The organism is Acididesulfobacillus acetoxydans (genome assembly GCF_902729405.1).
GTDB classification, from domain to species: domain Bacteria; phylum Bacillota; class Desulfitobacteriia; order Desulfitobacteriales; family Desulfitobacteriaceae; genus Acididesulfobacillus; species Acididesulfobacillus acetoxydans.
Genome location: NZ_LR746496.1, coordinates 4,465,600 through 4,487,130, shown reverse-complemented (window position 1 = coordinate 4,487,130; position 21,531 = coordinate 4,465,600). Strand labels below are relative to the sequence as shown.

Genomic DNA, 21,531 nt, shown 5'->3' with positions numbered 1-21,531 from the left:
TAAGCAGGACTGCCGCCCGGCGGGGTAGAGGGCAAGGGATCCCTTGAACCTACTGGGGCGGGCCGATTGACACGGCCCAAAGGGGGAACGGATGAAGGCGGCAGAAATGTAACGCCGGACGCGGACCCCGACCAGAACCTGGCGTGAACCCCAAAGGGCACGGAATTCCAGGGAATCCTCGCTTTTTAAAGCGGGGAGGATGTCAAACGATTTGTGCATCAAGGAACATCTATGTGGGGGACATCCTCGCACACCATAAGGGCTATTGCGGCTATTTCCGCGTTGAACAACGAGGCGACAAGTTCTGGATGGTAGACTGTAACACAGATATGGCTGGATGCATACCCGACGAAGCAATCGAACCACCCTTTGAGCTGAATCATCATCTGGGCAGCCATTGGGTAAAAGTTGATCCCAACAACCCGGAAATTACCAGCATAAGGGAATTCAAGGAATATATCGAGGAAGGAGAAGAAGACGGAGTTGATCCAAAACTAAAGGAAGTTGACAATTATTTTTTGGAGCAGTGCGAAAAGAACGGTTTTGTAATGATTGACAGGCCGTATTTCTCCAGCAAGGAAGAAGTAGACCGGTTCGTAGAAATATTTAGCAAACCTAATATGGACAAATACCTGGACGAACGTAGTCGGATGTCCGCACACGAGCTGGACGACGAATGAGAGATTGTTTTCCAGCTTAAAAAAGGAGACAAGACGGGCCGCCTTCACGGGCGGCCTGTTCCTGAAAAAATGGATGTGGAGAGAGTATCTTATGGAAACCAAAGCGGCAATTTGGTATAATATACAAGAAGAGAGGGATCTAATCTTGGTAAAGGAAAACAAACAGATTCCAACGGATGACGGCTTCCTGATGTCCCCCAAAAATGATTTCGTCTTTAAGCTCATTTTCGCGAACAAGAAATTGCTCATTGCCCTTCTTAGTGCCATCCTTAAGCTACCGAAAGAAGAGTTCCAGGGCATAGAAATCGTCAATAGCGAGCTTTTGAGAGAGTTTGCGGAGGACAAAAAGGGCATACTCGACGTGAGAGTCAGGACCAAACAAGGCAAGCAGATCGACATTGAGATCCAGATACTCCCTACGGAATTCATGCCGGAAAGGACTCTGTTTTATTGGTCAAAGATGTACACCAGCCAGGCTAAGCCAGGAGATACCTATGACACGTTGCAAAAATGCATCACTATTAACATTGTCGATTTTAGATGTACTCCGCTTCGCAAGTTGCACTCCAGCTACCATTTAACGGAGGACGAGACGGGCTACCGCCTGACCGACGTCATGGAAATCCACTTCTTGGAGATGCCAAAACTTGCAGATCCGGATATCCCGAGAGACGAGAATGACATTGTCGTAGAATGGATGGAATTCCTGGACGCAAAATCGAAAGGGGTGATCGAGATGTTAGCGGAAAAGAATCAGGACATCAAGAAAGCCTATGACCTCTTGCAGATCATCAGTAAGGACGAAAAGGCAAGGATGCTTTACGAAGCACGGGAAGCTGAACTACGCGATCAATTAACTAGAATGAAGTCGGAGAGAAACCAAGGAAGGGCCGAGGGAAGAGCCGAGGGAAGAGCCGAGGGAAGAGCCGAGGGAAGAGCCGTGGTTCAAGATGCAATCTGCCAATACCTTGAAGCTCGCTTCGGCGCAGAGTCACAACCCCTCCAGGAGACGGTTCGCACCATAACCGATCTGGATGTTCTCAATCGGATCATCAGCCGAATTTTTATCGTGAACCAATTGGACGAAGCCAAGGATCTCATTGAGGGTAGTTTGGCTTCTCAGTAACTGTTGCAAAACAGTTTGGACAGCAGACGGGATGCCGAAAGGTGTCCCGTCTGGCATAATAACAGTTACCCACCTTGGTTTCTTGGAGAAAGCAGAGGCTAAACAATATATGGAAGATTATTAAAGGAGGGATTAGTTATGACCAAGCTCGAATTGCTTAAAGAAATGCATCGAACGGAAGTCTATCCGGACGATGTACTAACCGCCATACTTGCATCAGTTACGAACAATTCAATACCCAAGGACCCGGCGCTAATCTATAGGGTGGTTTACGCTCTAAAAGAGGATCAACTTTTCCAAGAAGTGCTTGAACAATTCGACTTTGACAACTCGGGTTTGGTTCCTTTCTCTGAGCAATTGGTATAGTGTGCTTTTTCGGCTGGAAGCATCGGGGGTACTAGGCAGTTCACATCCGAGATACGAATGGTATGATCTGTCGTTTGAGAAGAAGAAAGATTGGGAGAAACAGGCTGCGGCCAAGTTTTCGCCTGGCAAACATGAGCTACTGAGAAGAATGGGCAGGCAATTCGAAACACTGGTTTAAAACAAAAGAGACGGGATGCCGAAAGGTGTCCCGTCTGGCATGTAGGGGGGAAATGGTTGTCAGATTAAGAGATAATGTCAAGAGATAACAGTCATTATCTCTTGATATCGGACTCCGGAGGGTGTACATTAATTTCAAGAGATTCCTTGCCCAGCGGGTTTCCGGGTCGCAATTCCCGGCGGAGAATGTGATTAAGGCCCAAAAAACTCAGGAGATAATGTTTTCGGGTCGAAAACACAGGGGAATACCCTGGCTTAGGCAAGGGCCGAAAGAGGGCAGTGAGAAATAAGCCATGCTAAATTACGAAATAATCGACTGGCTGACTTACCTTCGCCAGAAAAATAGATCTGAAAACACGGTATGCACATACCGCCAGAGACTACTGAGGTTCGCCGAGTGGTTTGACTCAACCAACGGCGAACCCCTTACCCCGGAGCGCGTTACGCCCACGGATCTGCGCGATTACAAAGCCTATCTTGTGACGGCAAAGAAGCGCACGCCAGCGACGGTCAATCTGTCTTTCGCAGCCATTGCAAGCTGGCTGGAGTACCACAAGCAGAATGTGGATATGCCGCGCCTGATGGAAGAGGTGAGATCAGCTCCCCAGGGACTAGACAAGCAGGAGCAGCACGCGCTTATGCGTGCGGTGGAACGGGAAGGATCAATTAGGGACATTGCCCTAATTACTCTGATGATGCACAGTGGCCTCCGAATCAGCGAGGTAGCCGCCTTAGACATCGAAGACCTAACGTTGAACGAACGCTCAGGGAGTGTGATTGTGCGTGAAGGGAAAGGCGGCAAATACCGGATGGTACCTCTCGACAGTGACACTCGGAAAGCGTTGAAGAACTATCTGAATGATCGCGGGGCGGGGTCGGTCTTTCTTAGTCAACGGGGGCGAGGAACCCAACGCCTTACGGCCAGCGGTATCCGGCAGGTGATTGATCAATACGCATACCTGGCGAAGCTTCCCCAACTACACCCGCACGCATTACGACACACGTTTGCCAAGAACATGCTGAACGCGGGAGAAGGGCTGGAGATGGTCGCAGAATTTCTAGGGCACAAACGACTTGACACTACGAGAATTTATTATGGTAAGAGAAATATTATGGAAAGTAAACTGGCGAATCCACGCATTTAGGCGACAACTCGCCAGTTTAGGACGTCTTCTACGCCCCGATTCTTTAAGTCGTTGCAGACACTGAGCCAGAAGCTGGCAGTTTCACTTTCGCCAATCCAGATTCCGAGAATATCTTTACGGCCTTGTACATCCAGGCCCAAAACAGAGTAAGCGGCTTTGGTGACAATCCGATTATCTTTGCGAACCTTGAAGTGAATCGCGTCCAGAAAGACGATGGGATAGATACGCTCAAGGGGTCTGCATTGCCATTCTGTGACGAGTGGCATGACCTTGTCCGTGATTTTACTGACCAACTCGGCTGAGACATCAATGCCGTAGATATCGCGTCAATATCCCGAGTCGACATGCCTTTGGCATACATCGCGATAATCTGTTGTTCGAGTTCACTGGCGTTTTTCTCGTACTTCTTGATGATGTGTGGTTCAAACTCGCCGTTGCGATCCCGGGGAATTGCCAGTTCTGTTTCACCCATACGTGTTTGAATGGTCTTTCTCGAATATCCATTGCGGCTGTTGCCTGAATTGTTGCCCTCAACACTATGTTTTTCATAACCAAGATGGTCGCTCATCTCGGTTTCCAGAATCTCCTGCAGGGTGCGTCTGAAGAGGTCTTTGAGCGTGTTGTGGACGTCTTCGACGGTCTTACAGTCCTTGGCGACTTCACGGGCTAACCGGTCTTTAAACATCTTGCATAAATGATCAACTCCTCATTGGTAGTTTTAACCATTTACACAAAACTTCATACGTCCTCGGCCACCGTGTTCGTCCTGGATCCCCACCGTTCGAAAGAGGTCCCCCAGAAGTTCTTTGGTCAGACAGCCCGGGGCATCATCAATGTCGACCGTTACGGTGCCTACTGCGTTTTAGACGGTCAGATGCTGCGTCAGCTGTGTTGGCTTCATGTCCGTCGGGACTTCATCCGGGCAAAAGAAGGCCTTTTATCCCTGAGAGACTGGGCGGATGACTGGATTGATGACATTCATACCCTAATGGCAGTCAATGATGAACGGGTCGCGTGCCAGAATCATCCGGTTCAATTCGCCGAGAAGCAAGCGGAACTGGAAGGTCAGATGGAGAAAATGGCGACTAAACGGGATGCTCAACAGACACTGACCACGAATAAACCGGTGCAAACCAAGATCCTTAAGAGCTTAAGCCGTAACTGGGCGCACTTAACGGTCTTTGTCGATCATGTCGATATTCCTATGCACAATAATGTCGCAGAATCAGCCCTGCGCGGTGCGGCGGTCGGGCGTAACAACTACTATGGGAACCATTCCGAACGGGGTGGCCAGTTTGCGGCGATGAGTCTGTCCATTCTTCAGAGCGCTGTTCAAAACGGTCTAAACCCCCAAGCATATCTCCTTTACTACTTAGAGGCCTGTGCCCGTTTGGGTAAAGCCCCCCAGAAACCCGAGGAGTTAGCCTCCTTCCTACCCTGGAACATCACCGGCCCGGACCGTGAGGCGCTCCTTTTAAAGAAAGGAAAGAGCCCATGATATCCGTTGTGAAAGCCAGGGGACGCACCTTCAGCGCGGAGGATCTGGAACTCATCCGCAGCCTTATCCGCCAAGGGAATCTGAACCGGCAGCGAATCTCTCAGGAGGTCTGCCGTGCTTTGAATTGGCGTAAGCCGGACGGAGGACTCAAAGACATGAGCTGCCGTGTGGCCTTGTTGCGTTTGCATCGAGACGGCATCATCGAACTCCCTCCTCCCCTAAGCAAAGATAACAACCGGCTGCGCCCAATTAAGTTTACCCCGGCGAGTGACCCCGGAGAACCGATCACGGTCCCCCTCCATGACTTGGGCTCTATCCGGTTCATCCGAGTCAGTGGGTCAAAACAATCGCACTTCTGGAACGAACTGATTGAGCGTTATCACTATCTCGGCTACACGCGCTTGCCCGGAGCTCAAATTCGCGACCTCATTTATACCGACTCCGGCGTGCTTCTGGGAGCCATCGGCTTTTCATCACCGGCCTGGGCTTTGCGGCCCCGCGACGAACTCATCGGCTGGACTAAGGAGCAACGCTTGAAGCACTTGAACCTAGTGGTAAACAATTCCCGCTTTTTACTTCTACCCTGGGTTTACGTCAAGAACTTGGCATCCAAAATCCTATCCCTCACTGCCAAGCGCCTGCCGCAAGAATGGCAAGCGACCTATGGCTACACCCCCGTATTACTCGAAACGTTTGTTGACAAAGAGCGCTATAGGGGAACCTGTTACAAAGCGGCCAACTGGTCTTACGTAGGGGAAACGCAGGGACGGGGTAAATGGGATCGGCTCAACGAGTACAAACTGCCCGTTAAAAGTATTTACCTCTATCCACTCCATAAGAACTTTCGTCAAATTCTCGCCGGGTCGGACTAAGTCCGGCCCGTTTTGTTGACTTTTAAATGTTCATTGAATGGTTCACTGAACATTTACCAATACAATGTTAAAACCAAGGAAGTTAAAGTAACTCATGCTAATGAAGCAATTCGTAACTGCATTTACAATTATTTAACCAAGCCTTTGGAATTTAGGAATCCTCTTGATAATGATTTTAACGAATTAGGCCATGCGATTGTACTTAAAAGTCCGGCCGAAGAGCCAACGTACTTCTTGAGAGCATTAGATATGATACATGGGCATATTCCTGTTTGCGTAGATCATCAATACCCTGGGAATGAATGGGACTATGGGGAGATATATGGGGCTATACAACATGGCGCACCGAAGAAAGACTAGCTCCTTCTAAAGAAGGGAGTTTTATGATGTCAAGAATAGAGCCACGTCCGACTTTGGTAAGCTCGCTTTCGGCAGTCCGTAGACACGGGAAGTGCCTCAAACCCTTATGGCATCTGGGCTTCAGGCACTTGTGGATAACGTACCGTGTACCTACACTTTTTGCCCCTTGGGAAGCGAAATATCCCATATTCTCGGGGGTTCCGGCAATTTGAGTGCTGAAAAAATACCCGTTTGCTCTTGGGTTAATTCTGTCCTTTGAAAGACTTTCCCGTCCGTCGACTCCCACTCGACGAGATAAATTTTCTCCAGTTCGGAACGAAGGTTGGCCCAAGTTTGTTGAGTCTCTACTTCTGCCAGGCGTACCAGGAGCAAAGCCAGCCAACACAGCAGGACATGGGCACAGATCCGATCGTCTTTTCGGTGGTAAACAGGCCGTAGCTCCAGAGTCGTTTTGAGCGTGCGAAAAGCCCGCTCCACTTCCCAAAGCTGTTTGAAGCCCAAGGTGATATCCTCTATGGAGAGGGTGTCATCCGAGGTGCGGATAAGGTATTTCCCGTCCAGCCTTTCCGCGGCTTTGACCGCTTTCTGGTTAATCCTAAGGTTGCCTTTAGCATCGATTTGCAAATATCGCTTGTAGACGATATGGCTGTAGAGAGCACAGTGGGCTTTGGTGTGCGCTTCTCCGTCCAGCTCCTTCAGCTTCGCGAGCTTCTGCTTCAGCTTCTCCAGGTGCTTGGTGCGGGTATGGGCATCACGCTTGGCTTCCGCAGGGTTACGGACCAGAACGTAGCGGATGCGGGCCTCTCCGTGGCCGACAACGACTTCTTTCGCCTCCAGATTCTCTTGAAGCGTGCGAAACCTTCCGGGATGGGAGAGGGCCTCCTCGACTTCGGGCTTACCGGCTCTAAGACGTTCTCCAGCGATGTAGTGGCCCCCGGTCCTTTGCAGAATCCGCAAGTTCTCCTCGGAGGAAAAACCCCTATCCATCACACTCACGACCCGCCCCAACTTCCAACCCGCCAGATCCCGCTTGACTTCCGGGATAACCGACATATCGGAGGTATTGCCGGGCCAGACCCAAGAGCGAATCGGGATCCCGTCCCGTGTGACCGCCAGGCCGATCACAATTTGGGGCAAATCGGGCCGGCTGTCCTTTGAGTGACCCAGCGCCTTTAAGTCCTGTTCCTCATCGTCCCACGCGTCCATTTCAAAGTAAGTCGAGGTGGTATCGAAGAACAGGAGATCGACTTCAAGATAGAACAAGTCCGCTACGGCATAAAACACCTCTCGCTCAACGTCTTCCTGGGATTCCAAGAGGAAATCCATCGCGCGATAGCAGTGCTGAACCTCCACGTTCGCAAGGCCGGGAATGACTACCTTTTCGGGCACCTATTTCTCCAATTGCAGCTTGCTCAAAGGTGCCAAAGCCCGGTTAGCCACCATCGCGAACAGAGCGCGTTCCACCTCCGTGCGATACTCGCGCTCTTTCAAGCGGCGCTTCAAAATGCTATCGATTCCGAGTTTCCGCCAGAGCTGATCCAGAAACCAGGCACCGCCCAGCGGGCGACAGGAGAGGAACTCCGGTTTCGGGGCCTCCACCGGATCGAGCGGTTCCCCAAGGAAACGCCGGATACTGCGTTCCAGCCGGCGAAGGGACTCCATATCCAACCGATCCAAGCGTCCGAAATTAAAAAGGACATTCGCCTGCGGAGAGCCGGTTTTCGGATTACGAACGTTATGAGCTAACTGAACGTACTTAACCACACTATTATCTTTGTTCTTACGAGACGTCACACGTATATACATGCCTACATTTTACCACAAGTCAGACATACCTTCAAGTATTAATAAGGGATATCCACAACTTATCCACATAATAGTGTGCCTACACATTTTCACTGTTTTTGCCTGTGGATAAACCCTGAAACCCGCATGAATAAAGGCATCCATTTTTTAACGGATGCCTAAATCCACGAAAAACTGTCGAAGCCGAGGTAAGCTATATGGGCAATTGGATACATGGCGGTTCAAAATGCAAGGACAAGAAAGAGGAGAAAACCTTAGAGAGATTAAAAAATGAGACGGTTCTTCTGTTGTCTTTCCTTGGATTGCTGCTTTATAAACGGGGTGATAGAAAGGAGAACTACATGGAAAATATGCCTTATTTGGTCGGACAGCTCTTGAAAATCTCCGACGAACTGCATACCTTGTACTGCAAAGTTGTGCGAAGCGGAGATGTTCCTCCGCAGCTGGCGGGTAGTGCACTGTTTACAACGGCCGGTGAAACGCCCTATCAGGCGATGGCCCAATTGTCACTTCGTATGAATCCCTATATAACCTGGGCCAAACAATATCGTTTTAAAAACATTTCAATAAAAAATGAGGAGAGTTGGAGAGCACGCTGGTATCTCAATTTGTATGAAGATGTGGCTAATAAACTGAAAGTGTCAGTGACGGGCTCAACACGATTTACTGATATTGAAAAGGCACAGCTGTTTATTGGGTATCTGGCATCCTTTCCCAAAAGAGAGTCTTCAGTAACTGCAAGTGATGCTGATAACGATCATGATAACAATGGAGGAGGAACTAACGATGAACAGTGAAATTAAGCGCGCAACCGGCCTTTTGGTGATTGAAGTTGTAAACTCAAATGCGAATGGGGACCCGGACAGAGAGAGTGATCCCCGCCAGCGTCCCAATGGCCTGGGGGAAATTTCACCTGTTTCCTTCAAACGCAAGCTGCGCGATTTAGCGGGGGACCACGATAGTGTGTTTTATCGGAGTCTTCCGGAGTTTTATGTTAAGAACTCGGATCATTTTTGCGTAGTGGAATCGCGTGGCCGTGACAGGAAGTCCATTCAAAGCGAGATGTCAGAAGACACCAAAAACTTTGACCAGAAGAGTTTTTTGGAGAGTACCTTTGTGAAAAAATATTGGGATGCCAGAGTGTTCGGAAACACTTTTTTGGAAGAAGGAGCGAATAAAGGATTTATCAAAACAGGTGTCGTTCAGTTCGGTGTAGGTACGTCGATTTCCCCGGTCAATATCATTCGCCACACCAATACGAATAAAGCCGGTGTCCAAGAAGGTAAAAATGCCGGAATGGCCCCTTTAGCCTTCCGCATCGTGGAACACGGCGTTTATTGTATGCCGTTTTTTGTGAATCCCAATTATGCAGGCAAGACAGGATGCATCCAGGAAGATATTGATTTGCTTAAGCTTTTAATTCCCAGAGCTTATGATTTGAACCGTTCCGCCATTCGCACCGATGTGCGCATTCGTCATGCCTGGTACATGGAGCATCTGAATGCCCTTGGCAGTTGTCCGGATTATCTCCTTTTGGAAGCGCTTACTCCAAAGCGGATTGGCGATCCGACCATTGCGTCGACGAGCTGGAACGACTATGAAGATAAGGCCGCTCTGCCGGAGGAATTGCATGCCAGGGTGAGTTCCGTAATCGACTTGATGCTGGTATGATTTATTACGCGCACAGTAAAAAAGACGATATTCCCGAGCAGGAGTACTCGGTGCATATTCGTGGTGTAAAGTCCCTTGCCCAGAAATATGTGCAGGATATCAGGTGCTATGCAAACTGTGACGAAACAGTGCTGTCGCAGATCATAGAAAAAGCCGCCACATTTCACGATCTAGGCAAGCTGAACCGAGAAAATCAGAATGTTCTTTCCGGAAAAAATCCAGCTAAATCTCTTCCGTGCAATCATGTCGATGCGGGAGCCGCTTATTTCTTGAATAGCAAACACTTTTCTGCTTTCTCTGCAGCTGTAATTCAGGCTCACCACCTTGGTTTTCCTGATTTAACTGCCGAAATAGAGAAGGGTGATAGGGGGATTTTTCGGGATAGTTCCATCGCTCCCGATGTAGATAGAGAGCTGCCTGAACTTGAAGCTACCCACCATAACCTGATTGATAGCCATCTTGAATACAGTGAGGAAGAAATCAAAGGAGAACGCTCGGTTTTCCTGCGGATGCTTTTATCATGCCTTGTTGACGCGGATCACACTGATACGGCGATTCATTACCGGAAGTATCCGGCTGAAGTGAGTCCGGTTCGGTTGTGCGCGGCCGAACGGCTTGCCCAATTAGACCGACATATTGCAGAGCTAAAACAAAAAGGAGCCGACGATTATCGGAATGCTCTACGCAGTGAAATGTATCTAGCGTGTCGGGACGCTGACATTGATCTTGGTATAACCTCCTGTGACAGCCCGGTTGGCTCAGGAAAGACAACGGCCGTCATGGCTCATTTGCTTGCTCAAGCGGAAAAGCGCGGCCTGCGGCGTATCTTTGTTGTACTGCCCTTTACGAATATCATTAAACAATCCGTTGATATCTATCGGAAGACACTCGTTTTGCCGGGGGAAAAGGCTGAGGAGGTTGTGGCGGAGCTGCACCACCGAGCAGACTTTGAGAGTAAGGAGACTAGACACTTAACTGCGCTTTGGCGGGCGCCAATTATTGTGACAACGGCGGTTGCTTTTTTTGAAACGCTGGCCTCGAATTCCACCGCAACTCTGCGCCGCTTACATGAATTGCCCGGAAGTGCTATTTTTGTGGATGAATCCCATGCTGCCTTACCGGCCAAACTTCTGCCCATTGCCTGGAGGTGGATCAACATTTATGCTGCAGAATGGAATTGCTACTGGGTTCTGGCGTCCGGTTCCTTGAATCGATTTTGGACAATCCCGGAAATCGCAGGCAGCGAAAATTCCCACTCTGTACCGGAAATCATCGCTGACGAACTGCGTAGACGCCTTGCGGTCTATGAAAACCATAGGATTTCTTTTCATAGCGATTTATCTCCTAAAGGCACAGCGGAACTTGCTGAGTGGATCAGCAAGTTCCCGGGACCGAGACTGGTTATCTTGAACACGGTTCAAAGTGCCGCCGCATTAGCGGACTATTTTTCAGAGCACTTTGGCCGAGAGGATGTTGAGCATTTGTCTACGGCTTTAACCGCAGACGATCGTGAAAACACCCTGAAACGAGTTAAAGAACGCTTGGCTGACAATGAGGATACCGATTGGACTCTGATTGCAACGTCGTGTATTGAAGCTGGCGTAGACTTGTCTTTTAGAAATGGATTCCGCGAGCTGGGATCGCTGGTATCGCTGCTGCAAGCTTCGGGGCGTGTCAATCGAGAGGGTCTCCTTGATGATGCCGAGATGTGGACATTCTGTATTTTGGAAGACGGAATGTTAAGGCTCAATCTGGGGTTAAAGGAGGCTGCCGCTGTTCTCAAAGGGTATTTTGAAGAGAACAAAGCCATTATGCCTGTCTTGAGTACCCAATCCCTTGCTGATGAAATTGCTTTATATGGGTTATCTAAAAAGAAAGGAAATTTAGTTACTGCTGAAAAGTTGCAAAGATTTCCTCAGGTAGAACAGGATTTCAAGGTGATTGAAAGCAATACCCGTCTCGTCGTTGTTGATCCGGCTATGGCAAAGCGTTTGCAATACGGAAAAGTTGATTGGCAAGAACTGCAAAGGGTCTCAGTTCAAATTGCTAAATATAAGTTGGATGAGCTGGGAACGCCCATGATCATGGATCATATATACAGGTGGAATCTCGAATATAACGGTTTTCTTGGTTATATGGCCGGTATCGTGAAACTAAAAAAATATAGAGGAGAAGCAATCATCATTTGACTACCGTAGACTGAGAGTGGAAAAAAACAGCCATACCAGGCAGTAATCTTCTGAAAATGATTGTTTATCTGTTTAGGTTGACAGCAGTGGGAGGTCTGTAAGGTGTTTTGTTGGAAACCTATCCACTGGTGGGCTAATGCTTCTGCAAAGGTATATAGAACCTTACAGTATGTACCTGTTGTTGAAATTACCCCAAAATATTGGCGATTATAAAATATCCGATGAATTCTTGGAAGGATTGAGTCTGGAGGTTTTTAATGGAATATCAAGAGGAGGATTTCCTGCTGTTGTCCGGGATACAGCACTTTGTCTTTTGTAAGCGCCAGTGGGCCTTAATCCACATCGAACAGCAGTGGCAGGAGAATTTTCGCACGGTTGAAGGGGGTATTCTGCACAAGAAAACCCATGACAACACTATCAAGGAGAAACGGGGAGAGTTGATTATATCCCGAAGCATGGGGGTTTTCTCCCGTACTCTGGGTATTACCGGGGCTTGTGACGTGGTGGAATTTCACAGATCTCGGGATGGAGTCAGCCTTTATGGTCGGGAGGGAACCTATAAGCCGGTTCCGGTGGAGTATAAACGGGGAAAGCCCAAGCAGGACAATGCAGATGTACTGCAATTATGGTGCGCCACGCATGACGATTAACTTGACGGTGAAAGTCCGTTATGGGGGTATGTAGCGACCAACCATTAGCTCAAGGCAAGGGTGTCCATTGCGAGATGGAATCTGAAGGAAGCCGGCGGCAAAGTTCCGCCCCGAGGAACACGAACAATATTAGGCGCGAAATGTGGGGTAAGACTGCCATACAAGTTGAAGCCCAAAAGCTACACGGACACGTCAGCGTAAATGTTGCGGGGACATGGAATGAAAGTGAATCGTCTTACCGTGGGAGGCCTCACGGACGGGTGGAAACGGAGTAAGAAGCCCGGTTGAAACAAGATTTGTCATGAGGAGTCAGCAGAAGCCATAGTACAGAGGTGTCCCGGACACCGACGGAAGGGCGGAACCAAAGGAGGTGTGGGTCAATGAAAGTTACCGAAGGTGGTAATTTAAAACACAGACAACTTTGCTTTAAAGACTATCTGCAAAGGTCATCTGCGGAACAGAGAGAGTATGCAGAAGTGTGCGTGCCACCCAGGATGACCAAAACCGACAACACCAACACAGACGAGCAGACAGAGAAACTGCTAGAGGAAATTCTCAGCGCCGAGAACCTTAATCGAGCCTACTACAGAGTGAAGGGGAACAAAGGCGCGGGTGGAATCGACGGTATGCAGGTGGACGAACTTCTACCCTACCTGAAAGGACACAAGGATGAACTTTTGCAAGCCCTCTGGGACGGGAAATACCGTCCGAAACCCGTACGGAGGGTAGAAATACCCAAAGAGAACGGGAAAATGAGAAAGCTGGGAATCCCTACCGTCGTGGACAGACTGATCCAACAAGCCATAACCCAGGTCCTTTCGCCAATCTTCGAAAGGCAATTCTCAGACAACAGCTATGGGTTCCGACCTCAACGAAGCGCTCACGACGCGCTAAGAGCATGTCAAAGGCATATCACAGAAGGCTTTGTCTACGTCGTGGACATGGACTTGGAGAAATACTTTGACACGGTCAACCAAAGCAAACTCATCCAAATCCTCTCAGACACCATCAAAGATGGACGAGTCATATCCCTAATCCATAAATTCCTCAGAGCAGGGATTATGGTGGACGGACTATTTGAAGAAAGTCCGGAAGGCGTACCCCAAGGGGGGCCCCTTAGTCCCTTACTTGGAAACGTCATGCTAAACGTTTGTGACCACGAGCTAGAAAAGCGTGGGCATCGCTTCGTACGCTACGCGGATGACATGATGATTTTCTGCAAAAGCGAGAAAGCGGCCCGGCGAACGCTAGACCATATTGTTCCTTATATCGAAGGGAAACTATTCCTCAGAGTCAATAAGGAGAAAACAAGCGTGGCACACGTGAGGAAAGTCAAGTATCTGGGATACGGCTTCTACATCCACAAAGGAAGAGGACGACTGAGAATCCACCCGAAAAGCATCCTGAAGCTAAAGGACAAGATCCGGAAAGTCACCGGACGGAGCAACGGGATGGGAATCGAGGAGAGAAAGGCAAAACTCAATTACATCATCCGAGGATGGACCAATTACTTTAAACTGGCAGACGCCAAAGCGTTACTCGGAAAGATGGACGAATGGCTACGAAGTCGAATTCGGATGGTCACATGGAAACGATGGAAGAGAGTACGCACACGATACGCGAACTTGCAGAAGCTTGGCATCAAGAAGGAGCAAGCATGGATGTGGGCAAACACAAGAAAGGGCTATTGGCGAGTAGCCCATAGCCACATTTTGACAATGTCCTTATCCAACAAACGCATCGAACGCGCAGGATACCCCAGTTTTAGTCAATGCTACTCTGCCAAATAACGTGTAAACTTTGGAGGCGCCGTATACCGAACGGTACGTACGGTGCTGTGGGAGGTCGGCTGGCCAATTAATGACCAGCCTCCTACCCGATTGCTCAGGCCATGTGCCTGGAAGAAATGCTCTTGTGTACGATTCCCGAAGGGTTTCTGTTTTATGGGGAACCCAAACGCAGGCTCAAAGTGATGCTTGACGAGGAGATCCGGGAACAGGTAAAAGCTATTTGCCAAGAAATGCATGAACTGTACGACAGAAGGTACACGCCCAAAGTGAAGCCGACCAAAGGCTGTAAGGCCTGTTCTCTCAGTGAGCTTTGTCTGCCTAAGCTGTGCAAAAATCCATCGGCTCTGGCCTATATGAAGGAAAATGTTGCGGAAATTGAGGTCAATCAATGAGAAAATTACTGAATACGCTCTATGTGACCTCGCCCAATACTTATTTATCCCTCGATGGAGAAAACATTGTGGTTTTAAAGGATGATGCAGAGGCGCTAAGAGTTCCCATGCATAATCTGGAGAGCATTGTTGCCTTTGGCTATACTGGAGCCAGTCCAGCTCTGATGGGTGCGTGTGCCAAGCGCAACATCGCCTTAAGTTTTATGAAGCCCAGCGGAAAATTTCTGGCTAGGGTTGTAGGCGAAGTTAAGGGCAATGTTACGTTGCGAAAGACTCAATATAGGTTATCGGAGGATCCAGCGGAGAGCCATAAAATTTCTCAATCGTTCATCTTGGGAAAAATATATAACGCCCGCTGGGTGGTGGAGCGGGCAACTAGGGATCATGGGGCCAGGCTTGATGTGGATAAATTGAAAGGAGTCTGCCAAACCCTGGCCAACTCTTTAAAACTGGTTGAAAAAAGTCAAGATTTAGAGCAGCTGCGAGGATTTGAAGGAGAAGCAGCAGCCCAGTACTTTCGAGTATTGGACGATTTGATCCTTCAGCAAAAAGATGACTTTTATTTTAATGCCCGGAATAAACGGCCTCCTCTGGATAATGTCAACGCCATGCTGTCCTTTGTCTATACTCTTTTGGCCCATGATGCTGCGGCGGCTTTGGAAACCGTTGGTTTGGACCCCTATGTGGGATTTCTGCACCGAGATAGACCCGGAAGAATTTCATTGGCACTGGACCTGATGGAAGAACTGCGAGCCGTTTATGCGGATCGTTTCGTTATTTCTTTGATAAACAAAAGAGAAGTCAATGGCGGCGGGTTTACCCGGATGGAAAATGGAGCGGTCATTATGGATGATGACACGAGAAAAGTCATCCTTAAGGCTTGGCAAAGTAGGAAACAGGAGGAGATCAGGCACCCCTTTCTGCAGGAAAAAGTGGAATGGGGACTGGTGCCCTATGCCCAAGCTCTGCTGCTGGCCCGGTTTATTCGGGGGGATTTGGACGGGTACCCAGCCTTTATGTGGAAGTAGGTGAGATGATATCTTAGTACTTATTACGTATGACGTAAATACTCAAACGGCGGCGGGGAGAAAGCGGCTGCGGCAAGTTGCCAAACAATGTGTGAATTATGGACAGCGTGTTCAGAATTCGGTCTTTGAATGCGTGCTTAATAAGGCTAAGTTCCGCGAGGTTCAACATAAACTGGAGAAAATTATTGATACGGAGAAGGATAGTCTAAGGTTTTACTTTCTGGGGAACAATTACAGGAATAAAGATGAGCATGTGGGTGCGAAAGCTTCTTTTGATGTTGAGGATACTCTAATCATTTAGTGCGAATGTGAAGCGAACATAAAATTCCTGGGGGTTTCGCACCGCGAGATTGAGAGAATTTTGTTGAAACCTCTAGGAAATACGAGCAAGAGAATGACGTATTTAGTAAAAATTGAAAAGAGTGAATGAAAGCTATGTATTAGATGCTAGTTCTTGTTACTTTTTGCTTCGCTCCCTGCATGGGAGCGTGGATTGAAATCCGGAGTCTCCGGCATTCTCGGAGATGGCCTAGGTCGCTCCCTGCATGGGAGCGTGGATTGAAATATATCTAGCAAAAGATCATAAGAATTGACCCATACCCCATTTTACAGACACCCTAAACACCAAGTACAATAAAAATAAGAGGTGTTTGTAAATGGCCAAAAACTTTGATCAAGCGTATAAGCTGGAAATCTGTAAGAGAGTGGTAGAAAACAAGGAATCAGTAGCGGTGGTCGCTCGTGAAGTAGGAATTCACGAAAACACAATCTACGGCTGGGTTTCCCGATACCGCCAGAACAGCAATAAGCCCTTTGTCGGCAGCGGGCGGCTTGCTAAGAGCGGAGGAAGCAACCGAAATCACGGAGGGCAACGTCAAGAACTTCGTCATACCGATACCATTAAGGTCAATACGGACGTGCTAGAAGAGATCAAGTTCCGCATCGACATAGCGTTTACCGATGACTTCGGATTTGACCTGTAAGAGGAGGATTTCGCGATGGATTTGGAAAATGTGAGCTACACGACGGAAACGGATGACGCGAATGAGATTATCTATCGGAAACTACGCGAGCATTTCTATGGCAAGATTGTCCGAAAAGATCTGACCAAGGAGGGCGCGAACGTTCCTGTCTACGTCTTGGAGTTTTTACTTAGGGAGTGTGGGTCTCGTAAAGCAAGGACGATGGCGGCATGGTGTGGAGAGGGGGGTAAGGTCAGGGGCCTGCCCACCTTTGACAAAATGGATGTTGAGCGTTTTTCTGGGAGAAAAGCAGTGCCGCGTATAGAATGCTTTAGGAAGTACCACGTGTCTCCAGGGCGAACGCATCGTAACACCTTACCCACAGCCGCATCGCAAGGTTTTTTTTCACAGAAAAGATTGACAAAAGAGCAATACATAAAGTAGCCGTCCCTCACTCACATGGTGTCCAGCGCCGAACCCCAAGATATCTTAGTGATATAATGGGTAGTGTGGTAAAACACTAAATTCGAGGTAACGGCTACAAGAAAAGTATAACGAATGATCATGATAAAATCAAGGGGTAGCAGAGCGTTCTTGTGCAACACAGCAATAGGTTAGTTACCATTCACAGCCCCATTGAATTTCCGTTTATGACACAGGATGTCATAAAAAACATCACCCGTTCGATAGCGAAAAGTATAAAAGCGCGGCAAACGCAACATCAAGGAAATAAACGCCGCGCTTTCTCTCCCAGTGCGAATAGTGAAGCTCAGTAGTTAAAAACTACTGGGCTTCTTTCTTTTGCCCATTTTTAAACACCGCTACTATCCCCGACAGGGGGGATGGTAGCGGTGCTTTGCCATGTAAATACATGTTCTACCTCTGAATCCGAAAAAATGGAAGTTCCAGGAGATTCTTCTGAGGTTCGGTCGTGACCGAGGGTATCAATTGGAGTGAGCAATGGATACCATTTTGGTACCCGTTGGCAAGAGCGAATCCGGCTAACCCCCAGCCACCAGTCTCAAGTACCGAAGAGCGCAGTGCGAGGGAATTAGCATGGGCGGTGTGGGGGTCACCGGGGGTCGCCTTTCCACCCGGAGAGGGCGCCGAAAGACCGTTGGGGAGCATTGAACCGGTTTGCCTCGGCATAACCCGTCGCTTGCGTGAGGAATGGTGCGAAGGTCCCAGATGTTCCTAGGATATTGGCAGGAATGTGGGGTAGAATGTCGAACAGGTAAAGAGGTGTGGGCGGACTGGGTTAACATAGTGCGGAGGGTTTGGCTCCGCTTTGATCTTTGAAAGATGAATAGCGATAACGATCTGGTTAGCCCGCGTCGTGGGAGACTTGAGAAAGAAACAGATATGTTCCCGAGGACACGTCACGTTGAGACCGTGGTAAGATTAAGAAAACAGTCACATGACGGGAAGCCGCTTGTAGAGCGGGTTAAGCGTATATAATCTATTCCGTACAGTTACCGCATCGCGTTAATTACCTACTGTTTGATGCTTTTGGTCAAATACAGGGTCGCATATCAAGGCCCACTGCTTGATATTCAACGACTTCTGATCACCTGTCTATACGAGCCTTTCACCTCCCTTGTGCGGAAACTTCACCGAAAGGGCCATCTTACAAAGGGACGCCGGCGGCAAGATACGGAACGAGTGTACAAAGAAACCTTGAATCAGGTACTTTCCGGAGATATGGATGACCTCCTTTACTGCAGCGAGATTCCCTAGTCAGTAAACCCCATAATTGTCAAAACCTGCAGATAAGCACTACCCCTTGGGCAGTGGTTGACTTTCCCGGGCTGAGGGAAATTAGTCGGATATATATAACAAATAAGGGTTATGCTGACTGACTGAAACTATTCCCTACACCCTCTTGACAACGGTAAATTTCTTTAATGCAACGGGGAAAGATTGGAATTTTAGGGAATGCAATGAACCCATTAGGGTCTTTTTGTTGTGGAGTAGTAAAACTTCTAAAAGGATCCGGATTCATAAGGGTGGGTGAGACAAAAGTGGGAATCGGGGTTAATGAGTCATTTTGACTTACAAGAACGCTAAAACCCCTATAATATGGAATATTACCCATCCGACAAAAAAATCATGCTTCAGCTCTGGCAGGGAGATTACAAACTTGACATCATGCGTGCCATATGTTAACCTTTAAATATCCGGAATATTCAAGGTAATGCGCCAAGATTTATCAGTTTGCGATACAGAAGAGTATCAAAAAGATCGGCAAAAGATATTCTACGCTCTTTTTTGGAATGAGAGAAGGTGGCCTTCATTGTTTCCTGAAAGTCTACAGTTTCACGTTGCCCCCAGCATAGATCTTTTTGTAAATTGGCTGACAGTGACCGGAAGTCCGGTGTCTGGAGCAATATCTCATGGTACTTTAGCCGTGCTGCTAAACATCCAAGCATTTTTCATGTTCATTCCATGGTGGCTGTGGATCGTGGTGGTCGCTTCAATCCGATGGTGGCAAACGCGTAAGGTGGCTGGAACAGCTGGACTGATTTTGCTTCTTCTTTCAATTGGAGCTTTTGGTTTGTGGAGGGACGCGATAGATACTTTGGCAGTAGTTTTGACTGCAGTAGTAATTGCCTTCATCATCGGAATTCCTTTAGGAATTATTATGGCTACTTCCAATCGTGCCAATGCGGTCTTATCGCCTTTACTTGATGGAATGCAAACGATGCCTAGTTTTGTTTACCTAATACCGGCATTGATGATTTTCGGCTTAGGTAAAGTGCCGGCGGTGTTTGCTACTTTAATTTATGCTGTGCCTCCATTGGTTCGGCTGACTAATTTAGGCATCCGTCAAGTGTCGAGTAGTGTCCAAGAAGCAGCTACTGCCTTCGGAGCTACCCGGTGGCAGTTGATGCGTGAAGTCCGCTTGCCACTGGCTATGCCCTCAATCCTCGCCGGCCTGAACCAGACTACCATGATGGCTTTGGCAATGGTAGTCATCGCTAGCATGATCGGCGCTGGTGGATTGGGCGAAAAAGTATTGATCGATGTTAATAGGATTGATGTAGGCAAGGGATTTGAAGCAGGGTTTGCGGTCGTGGCGCTGGCGATAATCATTGACAGGCTCACCCAAGGACTAGTCCATCGTGGTACTCATACTTGATGTTTTGTCAGTTTTTTGTCTGAAAACCAAGGAAGCCGTTCCCAGATGACTAATGCTTTTGGGAACGGCTTTTTTACATGTGACTGGAATGGGAAAGAGAGTGGAAAGTGCAGGATTGTGATGCCTGATTAATCGATAGGGTGATTCGCAAGATGTTTACGCACAACCCGTGACACTTTGCTTTGGCTAATTTTCAGCGTTTCAGCAACCTTGTAGGAACTTTTAAGCTTCTTATACAATTGAATAATAAGATCTTCCTCTTTTTCTTTGAGAGAGTTTCCGGAAGAAGAGAAGTGTATTGTTGAACTGAATGAAGTCGTTATTTTTTCGGGAGCAGTAGCCATTTCATGAAATTTTTTTGGCAGGTGTTTTTGTTGTAAGACCGTTTCCGGGACAGTTACTACCAAGCGTTCGACTAAATGTTCCATTTCGCGGACGTTACCAGGCCAGGTATAGTAAAGGAGGATATCCAGACATTCGTGTCCGAATTGGTGCGATACGTTGTATTCAGAGTCGTACTTGTTTAAAAAGTAATTTAGAAGAGGAATGATGTCCTCCTCTCTTTCCCGTAATGGGGGGATTTCTATTTCGATCACATCCAGACGGTAATAAAGATCTTCCCGAAACGTTCCTTGTTCGACTAACTGTGAAAGATCACGATTGGTGGCTGCAATAATTCTCACGTCAATTTCTTTGTCCTCCTTGGCTCCAATCGGCAGGTATTTGTGTTCTTGGATTAGTTGCAAAAGCTTGGCCTGAAGAATCAGGGGGATCTCGCCGACCTCGTCTAAAAATAGTGTGCCCCCGTGGGCCAGTTCCACCAATCCGACCTTTCCGGTTTTATCTGCTCCCGTGAAAGCCCCTGGACGATAGCCGAATAATTCAGATTCCATTAATTGTTCAGGAATGGCAGCACAGTTAATGGTGATAAAGGGTCCATCGCTACGCTGACTCATTTTGTGAATATTCTTGGCGAAAATGCTTTTACCGGTGCCTGATTCACCAAGAAGCAGAATTGTAGAGTTGACAGGGGCGACTCGCTGCCCTGTTTCCATACACAATCGCATTTTCTTGCTTCGGAATGTATAGCACTCAGAACAATTAATTTGTTGCTGCCTTAGCTCTTGGACTTCAATTTTATATCGTTCAACGAGTTTATTCGTGTTTGCCAGATCCTGCCTTAGCTGTTCGATCTGAGTAATATCTCGGCTGTTCATCACTATTAGCTCAACCTCTCCTCGCTCATCTAGCACCGGAGTGGCCGTTACTACCAGTTTTTTCCCCAAATGTGTTTTTTGCTCCAAAGTCACTTGTTTTTTGTCCCTAAACACAATAGGCGCGAGAACAGGCGAATAATACCCTTCGCTGACCAAATGATGAACAGTCTTCCCAATAACCTCGGATGGTTTTAATCCATAGTGTCGTTCGCAGGCATCATTGACGTAAACTACCGTGCCACTTCTGTTGACGACAAAAATTTCATCGAATGAATTGTCCAGTATTTTCCTCAAGTCATCTTTGGACAAAGTATGTTGATTTGCCAAATGAGTAAACTCCCTTCGTGTCAAATTGAGCACAGGCCATCTTTGTCATATTTGGCGTGGCAGGTATGCCCGACTCCGAGAGGTAAGTATTCGCAAGAGTTCGTTAGTTTAAGTCATTATGAGAGCATATGAGTCA

At 47.9% G+C, this 21,531-nt stretch carries 15 protein-coding genes and 6 pseudogenes; 18 read left to right on the top strand and 3 right to left on the bottom strand.

Annotated elements, in window-relative coordinates; genetic code table 11:
• The first annotated feature begins 233 nt into the window (after window positions 1–233).
• The 4 genes from MNU25_RS19890 (at window position 234) to MNU25_RS19875 (ending at window position 3,494) form a co-directional block, all read left to right on the top strand.
• Entirely contained in the window at window positions 234–680 is a 447-nt protein-coding gene (locus MNU25_RS19890; RefSeq protein WP_240986647.1) for a hypothetical protein, read from the top strand.
• A 190-nt stretch (window positions 681–870) separates the two neighbouring features.
• Window positions 871–1,806, top strand: coding sequence for an Rpn family recombination-promoting nuclease/putative transposase (locus MNU25_RS19885; RefSeq protein WP_240986931.1), 936 nt, complete (start codon window positions 871–873; stop codon window positions 1,804–1,806).
• A gap of 138 nt (window positions 1,807–1,944) precedes the next feature.
• Complete coding sequence (locus MNU25_RS19880; protein WP_240986646.1) at window positions 1,945–2,172, top strand: hypothetical protein; 228 nt, start codon at window positions 1,945–1,947, stop codon at window positions 2,170–2,172.
• A gap of 470 nt (window positions 2,173–2,642) precedes the next feature.
• Entirely contained in the window at window positions 2,643–3,494 is an 852-nt protein-coding gene (locus MNU25_RS19875; RefSeq protein ID WP_240986645.1) for a tyrosine-type recombinase/integrase, read from the top strand.
• 17 nt (window positions 3,495–3,511) lie between these two features.
• Here the strand turns inward: MNU25_RS19875 and MNU25_RS19870 are convergent.
• Window positions 3,512–4,186: pseudogene (locus tag MNU25_RS19870) on the bottom strand (IS256 family transposase); the annotation flags it as partial.
• 2 nt (window positions 4,187–4,188) lie between these two features.
• On the opposite strand from MNU25_RS19870, the gene MNU25_RS19865 reads away from it, so the two are divergent.
• Window positions 4,189–4,992, top strand: a complete 804-nt coding sequence (locus MNU25_RS19865; RefSeq protein WP_240986644.1) for an IS66 family transposase — start codon at window positions 4,189–4,191, stop codon at window positions 4,990–4,992.
• Entirely contained in the window at window positions 4,989–5,864 is an 876-nt protein-coding gene (locus tag MNU25_RS19860; RefSeq protein ID WP_240986643.1) for a DUF4338 domain-containing protein, read from the top strand. Before MNU25_RS19865 ends, MNU25_RS19860 begins: the two co-directional genes overlap by 4 nt.
• 510 nt (window positions 5,865–6,374) lie before the next feature.
• Here MNU25_RS19860 and MNU25_RS19855 read toward each other — a convergent pair.
• Window positions 6,375–8,030: pseudogene (locus MNU25_RS19855) on the bottom strand (IS1634 family transposase).
• Window positions 8,031–8,227: 197 nt separating this feature from the next.
• Between MNU25_RS19855 and MNU25_RS19845 the strand changes: the two are divergent.
• From MNU25_RS19845 to MNU25_RS19790, 12 genes and pseudogenes are all read left to right on the top strand, one after another.
• A complete protein-coding gene (locus MNU25_RS19845; RefSeq protein WP_240986640.1) occupies window positions 8,228–8,827 on the top strand; it encodes a hypothetical protein in 600 nt (199 codons plus the stop codon).
• Window positions 8,817–9,701, top strand: a complete 885-nt coding sequence (locus MNU25_RS19840) for a type I CRISPR-associated protein Cas7 (protein ID WP_240986639.1) — start codon at window positions 8,817–8,819, stop codon at window positions 9,699–9,701. Before MNU25_RS19845 ends, MNU25_RS19840 begins: the two co-directional genes overlap by 11 nt.
• Window positions 9,698–11,890, top strand: a complete 2,193-nt coding sequence (locus MNU25_RS19835; protein ID WP_240986638.1) for a CRISPR-associated endonuclease Cas3'' — start codon at window positions 9,698–9,700, stop codon at window positions 11,888–11,890. The genes MNU25_RS19840 and MNU25_RS19835 overlap by 4 nt, the downstream gene beginning before the upstream one ends.
• A gap of 257 nt (window positions 11,891–12,147) precedes the next feature.
• Window positions 12,148–12,525 (top strand): annotated as a pseudogene (locus MNU25_RS19830) (CRISPR-associated protein Cas4); the annotation flags it as partial.
• A gap of 395 nt (window positions 12,526–12,920) precedes the next feature.
• A complete protein-coding gene (gene ltrA / locus MNU25_RS19825) occupies window positions 12,921–14,330 on the top strand; it encodes a group II intron reverse transcriptase/maturase (RefSeq protein WP_240983528.1) in 1,410 nt (469 codons plus the stop codon).
• Window positions 14,331–14,422: 92 nt separating this feature from the next.
• Window positions 14,423–14,722, top strand: a pseudogene (locus tag MNU25_RS19820) (CRISPR-associated protein Cas4); the annotation flags it as partial.
• Window positions 14,719–15,750 carry a type I-C CRISPR-associated endonuclease Cas1c gene (gene cas1c, locus MNU25_RS19815; RefSeq protein WP_240986637.1) on the top strand — a complete coding sequence of 344 codons (1,032 nt, stop codon included), beginning with the start codon at window positions 14,719–14,721 and terminating at the stop codon, window positions 15,748–15,750. The pseudogene MNU25_RS19820 and the gene cas1c, both read left to right, overlap by 4 nt.
• A 10-nt stretch (window positions 15,751–15,760) precedes the next feature.
• Entirely contained in the window at window positions 15,761–16,051 is a 291-nt protein-coding gene (gene cas2 / locus MNU25_RS19810) for a CRISPR-associated endonuclease Cas2 (protein ID WP_240986930.1), read from the top strand.
• Between the two features lie 355 nt (window positions 16,052–16,406).
• Window positions 16,407–16,733 carry a transposase gene (locus MNU25_RS19805; RefSeq protein WP_240986636.1) on the top strand — a complete coding sequence of 109 codons (327 nt, stop codon included), beginning with the start codon at window positions 16,407–16,409 and terminating at the stop codon, window positions 16,731–16,733.
• 15 nt (window positions 16,734–16,748) lie between these two features.
• Window positions 16,749–16,919: pseudogene (locus MNU25_RS20365) on the top strand (anti-phage BREX system Lon protease BrxL); the annotation flags it as partial.
• Window positions 16,920–18,191: 1,272 nt separating this feature from the next.
• Window positions 18,192–18,449, top strand: a pseudogene (locus tag MNU25_RS19795) (IS4 family transposase); the annotation flags it as partial.
• A gap of 457 nt (window positions 18,450–18,906) precedes the next feature.
• Window positions 18,907–19,851 (top strand): ABC transporter permease, encoded by a 945-nt coding sequence (locus MNU25_RS19790; protein ID WP_240986635.1) that lies wholly within the window; start codon window positions 18,907–18,909, stop codon window positions 19,849–19,851.
• 128 nt (window positions 19,852–19,979) lie between these two features.
• Here the strand turns inward: MNU25_RS19790 and MNU25_RS19785 are convergent, their stop codons facing one another.
• Complete coding sequence (locus MNU25_RS19785) at window positions 19,980–21,395, bottom strand: sigma-54 interaction domain-containing protein (RefSeq protein ID WP_240986634.1); 1,416 nt, start codon at window positions 21,393–21,395, stop codon at window positions 19,980–19,982.
• Window positions 21,396–21,531: the final 136 nt, after the last annotated feature.

Excerpts from the sequence above, each read along its gene's own strand:
- MNU25_RS19885 (WP_240986931.1), top strand. The coding sequence starts at position 871 with ATGTCCCCCAAAAATGATTTCGTCTTTAAGCTCATTTTCGCGAACAAG.
- MNU25_RS19880 (WP_240986646.1), top strand. The coding sequence starts at position 1,945 with ATGACCAAGCTCGAATTGCTTAAAGAAATGCATCGAACGGAAGTCTAT.
- MNU25_RS19875 (WP_240986645.1), top strand. The coding sequence starts at position 2,643 with ATGCTAAATTACGAAATAATCGACTGGCTGACTTACCTTCGCCAGAAA.
- MNU25_RS19865 (WP_240986644.1), top strand. The coding sequence starts at position 4,189 with ATGATCAACTCCTCATTGGTAGTTTTAACCATTTACACAAAACTTCAT.
- MNU25_RS19860 (WP_240986643.1), top strand. The coding sequence starts at position 4,989 with ATGATATCCGTTGTGAAAGCCAGGGGACGCACCTTCAGCGCGGAGGAT.
- MNU25_RS19845 (WP_240986640.1), top strand. The coding sequence starts at position 8,228 with ATGGGCAATTGGATACATGGCGGTTCAAAATGCAAGGACAAGAAAGAG.
- MNU25_RS19840 (WP_240986639.1), top strand. The coding sequence starts at position 8,817 with ATGAACAGTGAAATTAAGCGCGCAACCGGCCTTTTGGTGATTGAAGTT.
- MNU25_RS19835 (WP_240986638.1), top strand. The coding sequence starts at position 9,698 with ATGATTTATTACGCGCACAGTAAAAAAGACGATATTCCCGAGCAGGAG.
- ltrA (WP_240983528.1), top strand. The coding sequence starts at position 12,921 with ATGAAAGTTACCGAAGGTGGTAATTTAAAACACAGACAACTTTGCTTT.
- cas1c (WP_240986637.1), top strand. The coding sequence starts at position 14,719 with ATGAGAAAATTACTGAATACGCTCTATGTGACCTCGCCCAATACTTAT.
- MNU25_RS19805 (WP_240986636.1), top strand. The coding sequence starts at position 16,407 with ATGGCCAAAAACTTTGATCAAGCGTATAAGCTGGAAATCTGTAAGAGA.
- MNU25_RS19790 (WP_240986635.1), top strand. The coding sequence starts at position 18,907 with ATGCGCCAAGATTTATCAGTTTGCGATACAGAAGAGTATCAAAAAGAT.